The sequence below is a fragment of the Bradyrhizobium sp. UFLA06-06 genome, assembly GCF_054820065.1.
Map to the genome: position 1 here is coordinate 78,070 of NZ_JADFUD010000010.1, position 13,912 is coordinate 91,981.

The window sequence follows — 13,912 nt, forward strand, 5'->3', positions numbered from 1 at the left end:
ATTAGTTAATTGACCATAGTCAATTAACTTGCATATTGCAAGGGCGGGGTTGCCATCGGGGCGGGTGCGCGGCATGGAGGCGCGAGGCAGATGGGGATGTCGATCGTGGAGCGAGCCAAAGGCGCACGGCGTTTTCAGCGCAGGGCGCGCCAGGAGGCCGACAAGGAGGCGCTGAAGGCGCTGATCCTCGAGACCGCGCGCAAGGAGTTCGCCGCCGGCACGCTCGAGACCGTTTCGATCCAGAAGATCGCCGAGGCGATCGGCTACTCGAAGGGCACCGTCCTCAAATATTACCCGACCAAGCTGTTGCTGCTGCTCGCGGTGAAGCAGCAGAACCTCGAGGCGGTCGCCGAACGCCTCGAGCGGGTCCGCGCGGAGACGGCCGACAGCGATCTGCGGCTGCGGCGCGTGATGGAAACCTATCTCGATTACTGGGCCGACAATCCCGATCACTTCCGCTCGCTGTTCTCGATGACCGGTACGATCGAGGACCGCCGTTTTCCCGACGGAGTCTATTTCGGCGAGACCGAGATCGCACGTCGCAGCTACGAATTGTTCGTGATCTCGGTGCGGGAATTTCTGGCGGCACATGGCGCCGAGCCGGCGCCTGGCCTGCCGCAGCGGCTCGCGACCGCACTGCTGGCGGCGACCCACGGCGTGGTCGCGCTCACGCTCGGCACGCCGACCATGAAACTGCCCGACATGCGCGGCACCGGCCGCCTGCTCATCGCCAGCCTGATCGATGCCTGGACGGCCAGGCTTGCCGCCGCGCGGAAAAGCGACGGCTGGCCGCGGGTCACGATCGGCACCTTCGCCTGACGGCGCGGTGTCCGAAGGTCCATGCCCGGTTATTCGCGCGTGCCACGCGTCCCTGCATACGCGATGCGCCCCTCATACGCCAAGCGATGTGGAATCCCGTGCGTTCGCCTGCTAAGCGCGGCCCATGGATATGACGCAGCGCGATAGAACGGTGGGCTTTCTCTGCCTTTTGGTGACGGCCTTCGGCTGGGCCCTGAACTGGCCGCTGATGAAGCTGTTGCTGCAGCAATGGCCGCCGCTGTTCGCCCGTGGGCTTGCCGGCACCTGCGCGGCGGTGATCCTGGCCACGCTGGCGCTGGCCCGCGGGCAGTCGCTCGCCGTGCCGCGCGAGGCGATCCCGCGGCTGCTGTTCGCCTCCTTCACCAATGTCTTCGCTTGGATGGGCTTTGGCACCATCGCGATGAAATTCGTCACGGTCGGCGAGGGCGCGCTACTCGCCTACACGATGCCGATCTGGGCGATGCTGTTCGCCTGGCCGGTGCTGCACAGCCGCCCGACGCTGCGGGATCTTGCGGCGCTGGTGCTCGGCGTCGCCGGCGTTGCGCTCCTGCTCGGCGGCAATGGCTTTGCGTTCAGCGCCGACAAGCTCACCGGTATCGCGCTGGCGCTCGCCTGCGCCATCCTGTTCGCGCTCGGCAATGTGCTGAATCGCAAGCCGCTGCCGATGCCGCCGCTCGCGGTGGTGGCCTGGCAGGTCGGCATCGGCTGTCTCGCGATGCTTCTGCTCGGCATTCTCTTCGAGCATCCGAACTATGCCGCGATCACGCCGCTCGGCCTCGGTTGCTTTGCCTACATGACGCTGATGCCGATGGGCATCTGCTATCTCACCTGGTTCGAGACGCTGCGCCGCCTGCCGCCGACATCGGCGTCAACGGGCATGCTGCTGGTGCCGGTCATCGGCGTGGTGTCGGCCGCGATCATTCTCGGTGAGCCGCTGGGGCTCCGCGAGATCGGCGCCATGGCACTGACGCTCGGCGGCGTGACGCTGGCGCTGCAGCGGGCCTGATGCGAGGCAGGGAACGGACATCGGCGCATTGCGTTCTCCCGAAAAGGGAGCTTGGCCATGCGCAAAGCGATCGCGCGGCTTGATGCTGAGCAGAGGGCGCAACTGCTTTATCTCGCAGATCTCGGCACGGCGATGTTCACGTCGGCCCTCGTGGTGTGCATCCTGAAGGCGATTGTGGACCTGTTCGCCGCCGGTTGATCGCCACCATGCTGTGCCAGCGCGCCGTCAATCCTCTTGCGGCGCGTCGCTCTGGGTGTGCCCATCGGGCCCCCGGTCAAACACCCCATAATCGCTCGATTTCACCCCTGCCGCCCCGTCGGTGCCCACGCCGGCCAGACCGAGCTTGAGCAGCTCGCGGACCGCCGCGGCGCGGGTCGGCATGCGGTGCTTGAACCGGAAATCGTCGAGGGCTGCCAACTCCTCTGGCGACAGCATGACCTGAAGCCGTTCAGCGCGAAGCTCATTCATCGCAAAACACCCAGACTTAGCTTGTTGAGTAATTTGCTAAACCGCCAAACTCGCGTGAGGTTCCACCGGTTGAGACAAAAATGCTAATTGAGTAGGATTAACAAATGAAATCAATAACTTAGATAAAAAATTTGGGAACGATCCGGCTGCCCGTCTCGTTATGTCGAAGTCGCTGGAGAGATGCTATGGCCAACCAAGTCAAGCTTCCCCGCAAGCTGTCCGATGAGCCGGAAGCCCCGAAACCGCGGCGCCCGAGCCACGCGAAAGTCATTGAGCAACTGGACCGCTGGGCCAACAGCCCCGGTCTTCAACCGCCAAAGGTCGATAATGCAGAGGACGATTCAAAAGCGGAAGCGATCTGAACCCCATACATTCGAGCAACGCCTCGAGGAACATCGTGTGAGACTTGAAGGCCTGCTCGCTGAATTGCCGCGCGGAGCTGAGCGCGAGTCGATTGCCGCGCGCATCGATCAGCTGAAGACAGCCGTCGAACTGAACGCGATGCTGTCGGCGACCGGTTAAGCCGAGAAGCGAAACGGCGGCACGGCCACTTGCTCCTGCCGCTCCGCTCGCCTACCATCGCCATGTTGATGGGGATGGAGTCCCCCGATAACCGCCGCAAGGCTGATGACTCCTACCGGACGCGACAGCGTCGGTAGGAGCGTGGCCCCCGCCGACCCGCCGTGTCCCGCGAATGAGAAGGGACAGCGCATGACGGGTCTTCCTGGTTCACTCTCAATCGCATTGTCGCTGGTCGGGTCGATCTGGCTCGTCGGTGTCGTCGCCCTGCTGGTCGGCGCGCCGGGCGAGCTGGTCGCCGCGACCTTCGTGCTTGGGTTGGTGGCGGGCTTCGTCGAATGGCGAGCCGGAAAGGTGGAGCATTGAACGTTCAGTTGTTGGCGGCGGTCGCGATCGGCGGTTCGCTGGGATCGGTCGCGCGCTATCTGGTGGCGATCGGCGCGGGGCGCTTGGTCGGCACGGAATTTCCCTGGGGCACGCTGGCGATCAATATCGTGGGTTCGTTCCTGATCGGCGTCTTCGCGGAGGCGTTCGCGCTGAGCTGGAATGCCAGCCAGGCGATGCGGGTGTTTCTCACCGTCGGCATTTGCGGCGGCTTCACCACGTTCTCGACCTTCTCGCTCGATGCGATCGTATTGATGCAGCGCGGCGAGCTGTGGGCGGCCAGCTCCTATATCGCTGCCTCCGTCGCGCTCTCGATCTTCGCACTGTTCGGCGGCCTGCTGCTGGTGCGGGCGCTCACAGCCTAGTCAGTCGCACGGCGGCCGGTGCGCGGATTGATCGGCGACGTCGGGCGCCGCCGCAGCGCCTCGGGCAGGAACGGCTCGCCGCGCTTCGGCGTGGCGTCGGCACGCACATCGGCGGCCCATTGCGCGCGTTCGTGCGGCGTCTGGTTGTCGTTGAAGGTTCGCTTCACATCGACCCCGCCGACGGGGTCGTTGACGCCGTTCCGGCTGGCGGGACGGTCGACGCCGCTGTGAATGTCACTGGAGTTGCCCATCGCGGCCTCCGTGCTCGGTTGATCAAGGTCTGATCTGCAAGGTTTGATCTGGACCAACGTGGCCCGCGCAGGCGCCGTTCCAAACAAGCGCCGTTCCAAAAAAGTGAAGGGCCGGAGGTACCGTCTGCCGCCCGGAATCCTTGGCGCGTCCGGGACCAGCCGGTAGGATGGAACCCGAATGGTAGCCAGGAACCAAGGGAAAGACCAAGGAATGAAGCACGTCGACGTCGCGGTGATTGCTGCCACGCTGTGGCTGCTGGCGTCGATGGTGCTGGACATCCTGACGCCGAAGTCGATCACCGCGCTCATGATCGCGGCCGCGCTTGCGCCGCCGTTCCTGATCGGGATCGGCATCCATTTCGCACGTCCTGTCTCTTATACACATCTGACGCTGCCGACGAACTATGTGTATAAGAGACAGGGGCTTCGGCGGGGCAGGGCTGCGGGCGGGGCCGCACGTGCTGCATTGAACTGCGCAGATGGCTTGCTAAGCTTATGCCATGACCGAGCAGCTCCCCGATACGATCAGCCGCCTCTACACCGATCCTGGCGAATATGTCGACAGCGACCATCCCGCCGTCGAGGCGTTCGCCCGCGCCGCCGTTCCGTCTGACGCCAGCGCGCGCGACAAGGCGCGCCGGCTCTACACCGCGGTGCGCGACGGCATCCGCTACAACCCCTATGTCAGCATGCGCTCGCCCGAGAGCTACCGGGCCTCGAGCGTGCTCGCCGCCGGCAACGGCTACTGCGTCGGCAAGGCGGCGCTCTATGCCGCGGCCTGCCGGGTCCACGGCATCCCGGCGCGTGTCGGCTTCGCCGATGTGCGCAACCATCTCACCACCGAGAAGCTGCGCCAGAGCATGGGCTCGGACCTGTTCACCTGGCACGGCTTTACCGAAGTGTTCGTCGACGGCGCCTGGCGCAAGGCGACCCCGACCTTCAACGACACGCTGTGCGCCAAGCTCGGCGTCAAGCCGCTCGATTTCGACGGCCACGCCGACGCGCTGCTGCATCCCTTCGATGGCGAAGGGCGCGCCTACATGCAGTATGTCAACGACCACGGCAGCTATCACGACGTCCCCGCCAAATTCCTGATGCGCGAGATGGCGCGCGAATACGCCAACATGCAGGGCGAGGATCTCGCCGGCCGCGACATGGAGCGCGAGGCGGCCGAGCAGTGAGAGGGCGATGAGGGAGTTCCTAAAAATAGGTGCTCGCCCATCGATTGGGTCGTCAACGTCCGGTGGCTATTCAGAGCTTAAGGCACGAGCTTCGCATTTCAGATCATAGTATCGTGGATCAGCTTGTTGCTCTGCTTCGAGCACCTTTAGGACCGAGCCGTCAACTGACAAGAACATGAGTATTTCGTGCTTGCTGTCCGCATCCGACAAGAGCGTTCCTCCCTCGGAACGTCGAGTTACTGTTCCAAAAAATGCCCGCCCATAAAATCTACCGACATAGCGAATGTGCTGTGTAACCTTTTGGGGCTGACTATTTGCGGTGTTTCCATGTTGTGATGATATTAGACTAAGCAGACCGGTGAAAGGATTCTTGTCCCGCTCAAACGAGCCCGATATTTCAATCCCCTTCTCACTTTTGGAGGCTCTCAACGAGGACTCTTTGCTCTGCCACAAGTTGGAGATCACGGTTTCGGTTGCGTCTGATTGGCCCAGGGCCCGACCTACCTCGCGATAGAAATCACCCTTTGCTTTAGATGATGAAAGGACAGCGCTTTCGCTCTTCTCCTTGGACTCTGGTATCTCGGAAAGGCGCGAGATCAGATCGTGTATGTTCTTATGATGATTCGGAATCTCAATTGCTCGATCACCTAGTTCTCTAGCGGCAGAAAGGAATCCTTGTTCCGCGTATCGGAATCCTAGGTTGCTCATCGCAAGCGTTTCATTTTGATCCGCTGCTTTCGTAAATGCGTCGACAGCTTTTGCTGGCAACTTGAAATGATCGAACTGAACGCCGAGGTTGTTCCAAACGCCTGAAGACCTTTCCTCGATGGGAACGCGCAAATAGTTTGCTAGAGACAGGTCATTGTTTCCGATTTCGCCTTGCTTGAGCGCTAGCAAGAATCTGGAATCGCTGTCATCGGGTCTTAGTTCGACCAAGCGCTCGAGGGTTGCAACGTAGAGCCGCGCATCATTTTCCGCTTTGGCGATGTCGGCTGTTGCGTCGAGAAATATCGACTCATTTGAGCTGCTTTCCGCAATCGTTTTCCTTATCTCGTCCGCAATGTATCTTGCCATCTCATAATGTTCGTCAGCAACATACTGCTTGATCGATTTGCACAGAAGACTTGCCTTGTCTTCGACACTTGCGGATGCGTTGGCTGCTAGAATGTATGTAGACGCGGACAATTGCCGCTCTTTATAGAAGGCGTAAGCGTTAGCCAGCGATTGCAATACTTTTGAGCTGCCTGGGTTCTTCTTCGCAAGCTCAGCAAGTCTCTCGATGCTGCCATCAAAAGCGAAGCGAATACGTCCCCATTCAATGTTGGCTTGCCAGGCGCATTCGTCTTCATGTCTGATCGCTGAAGGCGTCTCACGATACGCCTCGTCAATCTTGTCTAAGGCCTCTTGGTCTTTCTTCGCTATGGCCCGAAGCGCGGCGAGATTATAGGCGGCTTGGTCCCAGGTCGCATTTGGCGCTCCAAGGTCAAGTGGCATAGGTGGCGATGGAGGGTCAACTTCGGACGCGCCTCGTTCTGTGTCTAGTTCGGCAGACGCCGCTATAGGCGCAGATATCTCCTTCGGAGAGATACTGCTTATCATCTGAAGCAACGAAGGAAATGCTTCTGATGGTTTATCGCGATCGAATTCGATGTATTCGGTGTTGCCTTGAAGTCCACCGGGACGACGCACTCCTTTTTCCTGCAGGAGGATCGTTTTCATGCCCATGCCTATGGCCATGCCAATTTCTTGTAGGATCCAATCCGACGTTTTCAACGAAAACTGTGTGATATTGGCTTTCAGGGAGGAGCGTTGCCATGGCCAGACGTAAGTTAGCGCCTTCGTAAGAACTGCGCTTTCTTTAGCTGTGCAAATTCCAATGAAGAGATTCTTATCCTTCGCAATGCCGAGAACTTTTTCGGTCAGCGCGTTCGGTTCTGCTCTTCTTGCGTTGTCCCAAGAAAACGAAGGGAGCGATTCCGCCAAGGTATCTAGATAGTCAGTGAATGCACGAACGACGATTTCGTCTTCAGGCAAGAAGCTGTGACCAACGAATGCGCGAATAGACTTCGTCACGGCACGTTTTCCTAGTCTTGCCGGGGGCTGGTATGTGAAACTGTATCCAAACCCCGTCTCAGGTTTCGACCCTTGGCTCGCTCTTTCCACACATTCGATCTGTCGGTCGTTGTGTTCCCGATCTGTTCAAGGGCGTTGAGCTGGTTTAGGTATCGAGGTGAGTTCGAGAGACTTGGGCGGGTGTCATGGATGCGGAGCCGCCGAAAGCGCAGGTCAGCCGCCCCGCCAAAGGCTGGGAGGACGCGGTCGCGCTGATCGGCTTCATCCTGGTCGCGGTCGGGCAGGCCTCCAACCAGGTTCTGGCGCGCGGCCTTGCCGGCTCGGTGCCGCCGTTTTCGCTGGCCTTCTTCCGCTGGAGCATCATCGCCATCGGCCTCGCGCCGTTTGCGATCGCAGCGATCCGCGACGGCAAGATCCCGCTGGCGCAGAACCTCTGGCCGATCCTCGCCGCCGGCTTCCTCGGCATGTTCCTGTGCGGCGCCCCGGTCTACATCGCCGGCATCACGACCACGGCGATCCACATCGCGCTGATCTTCGCGCTGTCGCCGATCATGGTGCTGCTGATCTCGGCGGCGCTCGGCATCGAGCATATCGGTCCGCTGCAATGGCTCGGTACGGCGCTGGCGCTCGGCGGCGCGCTCTTGATCGTCTCGGGCGGTCATCTGGAAACGCTGACGCAATCAAGCGCGGCCTGGGGCGATCTCCTGGTGGTATGCGCGATGCTCGGCTGGTCCGGCTACACGCTGCTGCAGTCGCGTGTCGCGCCGCGCGCCTCGCTGCTGGCGCGGGTCAGCCTGTTCTCGGCGGCCGGCGCGCTGTGCTCGCTTCCGCCGGCGCTCCAGGAGATGTGGGCCACCCCGGCGGAGGTGTTCAACACCCGGGCGTTCGAGGCCTATGTCTTCGCCGGCCTCGTGCCCGGCCTGATCGCCTATGCGGGCTTCGCCTGGCTCGGCGCGCGGTTCGGCTCGGTGCGGAGCTCGCTGGTGCTCTACGTCGCACCGATCGCAAGCGCGCTGCTGTCCTGGATCATCCTCGGCGAGCCGCCGAAGCTGATCCATCTGGTTGGCGGTCTTTTGATCCTCGGCGGCGTCTGGGCGAGCCTGCGCAAATAGACCCAGTTCCTTCCCAAGGTGCAACCTTTTCCGGCCTCGCGCGTTGAATCCAGCGTTGATTCAAGAGCTTAGTCGGAGGTCGTATGAATCTTACTCCCCAGCAGCGCAAGGACCGTGATGCGCAACGTCAGCAAGACGCATCGCAGGCGATGAAGGAGCATCGCGCCAACGAGAAGGCGTTCTACGACAACTTCCAGCGCCTCAAGGCCGAGCGGCAGGCGCGCGAAGCCGCGGAGTCACGGAAGGCGCAATCCGCTTCGAAATAAGCGCCAGGAGCCACACCAACCATCCGGATGGCCCGGATCTGACCGACCGAGAAGGAGCGGAAGCGAGGGGGCGAGCACGGCGCAAGCGAGCTCGCCCCGAAGACGAGAAATCTCCAGGCTTATGGAGGACGTCAGATGTACTTTGCCGATCAGAAAACGGTCACCTGCAAATGCGGTGAGCCCTTGAGCGAATTGATGCTCGTCGACGACCAGACAACTGGAATCAAGTTTCACGTCGGCCGTTGCCCGTCATGCCGTGAAGTGACGGTTGTTCGATCCTAGGACATGCCAGCGAACGACAATGCCTGACGCGGACGGTCCTCTCGCCAGTGGGAGGACCGGGCCTTTGGTTTCAGGTTTTCGATTGCGACCGGTGAGCGACAGGCCGGCTGACGCATCGTTCGCGGCACACCAGAAAAAGAGCAGGGCGCGACCGGCATCACCACGGTCGCGCCCTACGTCGCCGGTCAATGGGGCAGGGGGAATAACCGGCTCCTCCAATGACTCGCAGACCCCCTGAGTCGTTCCTCGCAAGCGAAAATATTTTCGTACACGGTTAAGTGATGGCCGGACGCGAGAACTCCGCGGGTTTCGTTCGCGTTGTGTCCGGGATCGCCAAGGGATCGTCGAGCGAATTTCCATGGGGCGAGGGACATCACCATGTCAAAGATTCAGATGGGAATTTTCGCTGCGCTGGCGGCTGGGCTGACGCTTGGCGCCGTCCAGCTGGCATCTGGCCACGATCTCATCGGCGGCCAGCAGGTCACCACCGCACTGGCGCCGGAGAGCGCCGTCAATCGCGCCGCCAAGACCGACCGTGCCACGGTTCCAGTCACCGGCCTGCCGAGCCGGACCGTTGCGCTGAAGGTCGAGCGGCTTCCCGATACATCGGTGCTGGTCCGCGTCCCCGTGGCCAAGGAAGAGGCGCGCCATCGCCCCGCAGCGCCGGCTCGGGCACGGCCCGGCGACACCCGCAAGGTGGCCTGCGAGCCCGTGGTCAGCGTGCTGACCGAAGTGGCCAAGCTGCTGCAGCCCGGCCGCTGCGTGACCTGAGCAGGGCGCACAGTCGGTCTAATATAGACGGCGTCATCGCCCGGCTTGACCGGGCGATCCAGTACGCCGCGGCCCATCGGCTCAATCACAATCGTCTCTGGAATACTGGATCGCCCGGTTCAAGTCGGGCGATGACATCGTTGGTTGCGGTTTGCACCTTGCCGGGCAGCGCAGGCTATTCCTCCTCCTCCGCCTCGCCGCTGCTGGCAGCGCTGCGGCTTGCCATCAGGCCGAGCGCGAGGCCGCCGACCGCCAGGAGCGGGATCAGCCGCTTCACGCCGATGGCCCGCACGATCTGCAGGCCGGTGGCGACCACCACCGGATCGGCGAACACATTGGCCGCGGCGGCCTTTGCCGCCTTCTCGGCGCGGCGGCGCATCTCGCGCTTGCGCACGACGTAGACGCTGGCGGCGATCACCGTGACGACAAGAAACAGCGCGGCGCCGGCGAGGCACGCTTCCACCGGCCCGTAGTGCTGCAGCACGTAGACGAAGGCGGCCGCGCACAGAAAGGCGATGGTGATGAACAGAGCGATCGCCGTGGCCGCGGCCAGCGACGTCAGCCGCAGCGCGTTGCCGGTGGAATCCTTAACGTCATTGATCAGCCGCTGAAGCATCGACCAGCCCTGCCCTGAATCTTGCCCTGATTCTTGCCTTGAATCTTGCCCTGAAGAGCGCATCGACAAACGCGGCGGCGGCGCGCCAGCGCCGCCATCGCATCCAGAACGGTGGTTTTCGCATGATCGCCACCATGGGGCTCATCCCCCGGAGACCGCAGATTGCCTAGCGGCGCCAGGTGACGCCGATCAGGAAGCCGAGACCGAGTGCAAGGCCGACCGTCGCCAGCGGCCGCTGCGTGATCATATCTTCCAGCGATTCCTCGATCGAGGATGCGGCATCCTGCGCCGCGCCCATCATCGCGCTGCCGCGCTCCGACATGTCGTCGAGTGTATCTTCCGCACTGGCGCGCGCATCCTTGTAGCGGCGGCGGGCCTGCTTGCCCGCGTTGTTGGCAAACGAGTTCAGCGCGTCGGTGATCTGTTCGGTCAGGGCGGCGATATCGTTTTTCACGGCGGTGACATCCTTTTCGAGGCGTTCGTAGGTCGCTTTGTCCGTCATGTTCTTGATCCCAAATGCGCTGTCCGTGCTCGACATCGAAGGCTCCCGGAGAACTTGCGTGCTGGAACAAAAACGCGCCGCGCGGTGCATGGTTCCCGATGCGAAACCGGGGCTAGTCTTCCGGCAGCTGCGGCGAATTGACCGGCATCAAATGCTCCTTGACGATCAGCGCCACGATCAAGAGCGGCGACGACAGGAAGGCGCCCATCGGACCCCACAGCCAGGTCCAGAACGCCAGCGCCAGAAAGACCGCGAGCGCATTCAGCGACAGCCTGCGGCCGACGATCGTCGGCGTCACGAAATGTCCTTCCAGGAAGGTCACGACCGCAAAACATGCCGGCGCGATCAGTCCCGCGCCGATGGTCGGCGAGGCGATGATGCCGACCACGACCAGCACGACGAACATCGCGACCGGGCCGATGATCGGAACGAAGTTCAGCGTCGCGGCGAGCGCACCGAGCCCGGCCGGGGTTGGCATGCCCGTCATCGCGCAGATCGCGCCGGTGACGATGCCGACGCCGACATTGATCATGGTCACCGTCAGCAGATAATTGCCGAGATGGGTCTCGACCTCGTTGAGGATGCGCAGCGTACGCAGCCGCGCCGTGCGTTCGCTGAAGGCCATCACCAGTGCGCGGCGCAGATCCTTCCAGCTTGCGATGAACAGGATCAGGGTCGCGATGAACAGCAGGAATTCGGCGAAGGTCGGCGACAGGAATTCCAGCGTCGGCTGCACCCACTCGAATTTCGGCAGCTGGAGCGTGGCCAGCGTATCGGAGCCGCCGACCATGGTCTGCAATTCCTGCCACAGCGCGAGCGGCCGGTCGAACACATGCAGCTTCTCCCTCAGGATCGCGCCGAGCTCGGGCAGCCGCGAACTCCACTCCATCACCGGCGAGGCGATCAGCCCGACCATGAAGCTGACGGCGGCGCCGACCGCGATCACGATGACGACCGCGCCGAGCGCGCGCGGGATCCGATAGCGTTCAAGCATGCTCGCCGCCGGCGACAGCATGGTGCCGACGATGAAAGCCATGGTGATCGGGAGGAAGAAGGCGCGTGCGAGATAGAGCACCGCCACAACGACAATGACCAGCAGGGCGATCAATGCGAAGGCGACGGCCTCGGCGCGGCTGACAACCGGCGGCAGTTCGATCTTGCTGTCGGGGACGGGCGTGCCTTCGGGCGCATTGCCAAGCAGGTCTTCACTCGGAAAGGCGCGCACCGAACTCCTCCCGCGTGAGGACGAACAAACCCGTCGCGTGGTCGCCCCGCGCGTCGAATTGCGCGATGACAACTGATCGCTGCGGAGAAAGTTCCATCGCGGCTTCGTGAGACGTGACGGGTTGACAATCGCGACCTCGCGACGATTCGCGGCGGAACTGACTCGCGGCCCTGCGCGTTGGCCCGGCATCGCATCACCACGATGCGCATCCCGTCCAGGGGCAGCACATGACACAGCAGCCTGTTTCCAGCCGCCGGCTTGCGTCGCGCGCCGCGCGAACCCTTGCCCGCACTCTTGCCATCGGCAGCGTCCTGTTGGTGACGCCGCTCGTCGTCAGCACGTCGGCCAGCGCCCAGGTCCGCTCTTCCGCGCTCGGCTATGCGTCGACGCAACCGGGTGCATTTCCCGCCGACGAGGTGATGAACGACCCTTCGAGTGGGGCCGGTGAGGACGGCGCGCTGCCGGAGCGGCTGCGCCGGACCACCGTCGCGCTCAACACGACTGAGGCGCCCGGCACCATCATCATCGATACCGGCAACACCGCACTTTATTACGTGCTCGGCGGCGGCCGGGCGATCCGCTACGGCGTCGGCGTCGGCCGCGAAGGCTTCACCTGGGCCGGCGTGCAGAGCATCAGCCGCAAGGCGGAATGGCCGGACTGGCATCCGCCGGCCGAGATGATCAGGCGCCAGCCCTATCTGCCGCGCTTCATGGCCGGTGGCCCGGGCAACCCGCTCGGTGCGCGCGCGATGTATCTCGGCTCCAGCGAGTACCGCATCCACGGCACCAACGATCCCTCGACGATCGGCAAGTTCGTCTCGTCCGGCTGCATCCGCCTGACCAATGAAGACGTTTCCGACCTGTTCGGCCGGGTCGATGTCGGCACCAGGGTCGTGGTGCTGCCGAAGAACGCGCCGCACCTCGCCGCGCGCGAGATCGGCTCGACCACGACGCAGATCTCGGTCCGGCCGGCCGCGGCGCGGCCGCGCCCCGCGGCGATGACGCTGCCTTCCGGGCGTCAGGCAATGAACATCCCGACGGCTTCCTCGTTGTACTAGAGCGAAAACGCGTCAGAACAAGAATCGAGAGCCGCGTTCCGATTCAATCGGAACGGGGCTCCTGGGGATCGGCATTGTACCGAGGTCGGTGATGGTGAAACGGCACGTAAGGCGCTGCGCGTTCGGGACGGCGGCATTGCTCGGCCTGTCCCTTGCGTCTGCAGCGCAAGCTCAGGATTTCTTCTCGCAACTGTTCGGCGGCTTCATGCATGGCCGCCCGCCGGTGATCCGGATGCCGTTCGACGACGGCCCGGCGCCGATGGCGCCGCGGGTCGAGCGCCGTCCGCGCTATGACGTCGGCCAAGCCTATTGCGTGCGGACCTGCGACGGCCGCTATTTCCCGCTTGCGGCGACCGGCAACCAGAGCAAGGCGGAAAGCTGCAACAGCTTCTGCCCGGCGAGCGCAACCGAAGTGGTCTATGGCGGCAATATCGACAACGCCGCGACGGAAGACGGCAAGCCGTATTCCGAGCTGCCGAACGCGTTCCGCTATCGCGACGAGCTGGTCTCGGGCTGCACCTGCAACGGCAAGGACTCGGTCGGCCTCGCCGCGGTGAAAATCGAGGACGATCCGACCTTGCGCAAGGGCGACATCGTTGCCGGCAAGGACGGGCTAATGTCGGTGAGCCGTCCGGACCGGCGCGGCGCGCAGCTCAACTTCACGCCGGCGCCGGATCGCATCCGCGCCAAATATGGCCGGCCGGCCGTGCTGGCACGCGAGTAGCGTCGATCGCACGCGGGCGGCCGCTTTCGGTTCCTGGCGCGGAACCGGCCTGCCTCCTGCACGTTAGCAAAGGGCGAACAGCACATTCACCGATGCCATCAGGGGGCTTCGCATGCTCGTCGGCGTACTCGTCACCTTCCTTGTCATTATTCTCGTTCTTTACCTCATCAACATGCTGCCGCTCGACGGCCGCGCCAAGCAGATCGCCCGCGCCGTCGTCATCATCATCGGCATCGTCTCGCTGCTGAAGTATCTGGCAGTGTTTTAGATCCGTCATTGCGAGGAGCGAA

At 62.9% G+C, this 13,912-nt stretch carries 20 protein-coding genes and 1 riboswitch; of the genes, 14 read left to right on the top strand and 6 right to left on the bottom strand.

Annotation, left to right across the window (positions count from 1 at the left end):
* The first annotated feature begins 96 nt into the window (after positions 1-96).
* The 3 genes from IF803_RS11345 (at position 97) to IF803_RS11355 (ending at position 2,023) form a co-directional block, all read left to right on the top strand.
* Positions 97-819 (top strand): TetR/AcrR family transcriptional regulator, encoded by a 723-nt coding sequence (locus tag IF803_RS11345; RefSeq protein ID WP_461192192.1) that lies wholly within the window; start codon positions 97-99, stop codon positions 817-819.
* 124 nt (positions 820-943) lie between these two features.
* Positions 944-1,825, top strand: coding sequence for a DMT family transporter (locus tag IF803_RS11350; protein ID WP_461192193.1), 882 nt, complete (start codon positions 944-946; stop codon positions 1,823-1,825).
* A 57-nt stretch (positions 1,826-1,882) separates the two neighbouring features.
* Entirely contained in the window at positions 1,883-2,023 is a 141-nt protein-coding gene (locus tag IF803_RS11355) for a hypothetical protein (protein WP_155258615.1), read from the top strand.
* A gap of 27 nt (positions 2,024-2,050) precedes the next feature.
* Here IF803_RS11355 and IF803_RS11360 read toward each other — a convergent pair whose 3' ends face one another.
* A complete protein-coding gene (locus tag IF803_RS11360; RefSeq protein WP_028342259.1) occupies positions 2,051-2,293 on the bottom strand; it encodes a hypothetical protein in 243 nt (80 codons plus the stop codon).
* A 185-nt stretch (positions 2,294-2,478) separates the two neighbouring features.
* On the opposite strand from IF803_RS11360, the gene IF803_RS11365 reads away from it, so the two are divergent.
* The 4 genes from IF803_RS11365 to crcB all read left to right on the top strand — a co-directional run bounded on the left by IF803_RS11365 (position 2,479) and on the right by crcB (position 3,561).
* Entirely contained in the window at positions 2,479-2,655 is a 177-nt protein-coding gene (locus tag IF803_RS11365; RefSeq protein ID WP_196238195.1) for a hypothetical protein, read from the top strand.
* Positions 2,656-2,692: 37 nt separating this feature from the next.
* Positions 2,693-2,815, top strand: a complete 123-nt coding sequence (locus tag IF803_RS11370; protein WP_461192194.1) for a hypothetical protein — start codon at positions 2,693-2,695, stop codon at positions 2,813-2,815.
* Between the two features lie 61 nt (positions 2,816-2,876).
* Positions 2,877-2,937, top strand: a riboswitch (Fluoride riboswitch).
* A gap of 67 nt (positions 2,938-3,004) precedes the next feature.
* The gene (locus IF803_RS11375) at positions 3,005-3,178 is read left to right on the top strand and encodes a hypothetical protein (protein ID WP_225161321.1); all 174 of its coding nucleotides are present in this window, start codon (positions 3,005-3,007) and stop codon (positions 3,176-3,178) included.
* Entirely contained in the window at positions 3,175-3,561 is a 387-nt protein-coding gene (crcB, locus tag IF803_RS11380; RefSeq protein WP_461192195.1) for a fluoride efflux transporter CrcB, read from the top strand. The genes IF803_RS11375 and crcB overlap by 4 nt, the downstream gene beginning before the upstream one ends.
* Here the strand turns inward: crcB and IF803_RS11385 are convergent.
* The gene (locus IF803_RS11385) at positions 3,558-4,166 is read right to left on the bottom strand and encodes a hypothetical protein (protein WP_461192196.1); all 609 of its coding nucleotides are present in this window, start codon (positions 4,164-4,166) and stop codon (positions 3,558-3,560) included. The genes crcB and IF803_RS11385 overlap by 4 nt on opposite strands.
* A gap of 146 nt (positions 4,167-4,312) precedes the next feature.
* Here IF803_RS11385 and IF803_RS11390 point away from each other — a divergent pair, with 146 nt between their 5' ends.
* Positions 4,313-4,993: a transglutaminase-like domain-containing protein gene (locus tag IF803_RS11390; protein WP_157347171.1), complete on the top strand. Its 681-nt coding sequence runs from the start codon at positions 4,313-4,315 to the stop codon at positions 4,991-4,993.
* 66 nt (positions 4,994-5,059) lie between these two features.
* On the opposite strand, the gene IF803_RS11395 is transcribed toward IF803_RS11390, so the two are convergent.
* Entirely contained in the window at positions 5,060-7,066 is a 2,007-nt protein-coding gene (locus IF803_RS11395; protein ID WP_461192197.1) for a tetratricopeptide repeat protein, read from the bottom strand.
* Positions 7,067-7,251: 185 nt separating this feature from the next.
* Here IF803_RS11395 and IF803_RS11400 point away from each other — a divergent pair, with 185 nt between their 5' ends.
* The 3 genes from IF803_RS11400 (at position 7,252) to IF803_RS11410 (ending at position 9,497) form a co-directional block, all read left to right on the top strand.
* Positions 7,252-8,178: a DMT family transporter gene (locus IF803_RS11400; protein ID WP_461192198.1), complete on the top strand. Its 927-nt coding sequence runs from the start codon at positions 7,252-7,254 to the stop codon at positions 8,176-8,178.
* Between the two features lie 83 nt (positions 8,179-8,261).
* Complete coding sequence (locus tag IF803_RS11405) at positions 8,262-8,444, top strand: hypothetical protein (protein ID WP_016842983.1); 183 nt, start codon at positions 8,262-8,264, stop codon at positions 8,442-8,444.
* 660 nt (positions 8,445-9,104) lie between these two features.
* Positions 9,105-9,497, top strand: a complete 393-nt coding sequence (locus IF803_RS11410) for a hypothetical protein (RefSeq protein WP_038386124.1) — start codon at positions 9,105-9,107, stop codon at positions 9,495-9,497.
* Positions 9,498-9,672: 175 nt separating this feature from the next.
* Here the strand turns inward: IF803_RS11410 and IF803_RS11415 are convergent, their stop codons facing one another.
* The 3 genes from IF803_RS11415 to IF803_RS11425 form a co-directional block, all read right to left on the bottom strand.
* Positions 9,673-10,113: a hypothetical protein gene (locus IF803_RS11415; RefSeq protein WP_461192199.1), complete on the bottom strand. Its 441-nt coding sequence runs from the start codon at positions 10,111-10,113 to the stop codon at positions 9,673-9,675.
* Positions 10,114-10,279: 166 nt separating this feature from the next.
* Positions 10,280-10,651 (bottom strand): ElaB/YgaM/YqjD family protein, encoded by a 372-nt coding sequence (locus IF803_RS11420; protein WP_016842979.1) that lies wholly within the window; start codon positions 10,649-10,651, stop codon positions 10,280-10,282.
* A 76-nt stretch (positions 10,652-10,727) separates the two neighbouring features.
* The gene (locus tag IF803_RS11425) at positions 10,728-11,840 is read right to left on the bottom strand and encodes an AI-2E family transporter (protein ID WP_028342252.1); all 1,113 of its coding nucleotides are present in this window, start codon (positions 11,838-11,840) and stop codon (positions 10,728-10,730) included.
* 227 nt (positions 11,841-12,067) lie between these two features.
* Between IF803_RS11425 and IF803_RS11430 the strand changes: the two genes are divergently transcribed.
* From IF803_RS11430 to IF803_RS11440, 3 genes are all read left to right on the top strand, one after another.
* Entirely contained in the window at positions 12,068-12,898 is an 831-nt protein-coding gene (locus IF803_RS11430; RefSeq protein WP_461192200.1) for a L,D-transpeptidase, read from the top strand.
* 91 nt (positions 12,899-12,989) lie between these two features.
* Complete coding sequence (locus IF803_RS11435; RefSeq protein ID WP_461192201.1) at positions 12,990-13,622, top strand: DUF2865 domain-containing protein; 633 nt, start codon at positions 12,990-12,992, stop codon at positions 13,620-13,622.
* A 112-nt stretch (positions 13,623-13,734) separates the two neighbouring features.
* Complete coding sequence (locus tag IF803_RS11440; RefSeq protein ID WP_461192202.1) at positions 13,735-13,890, top strand: Thivi_2564 family membrane protein; 156 nt, start codon at positions 13,735-13,737, stop codon at positions 13,888-13,890.
* Positions 13,891-13,912 lie beyond the last annotated feature (22 nt).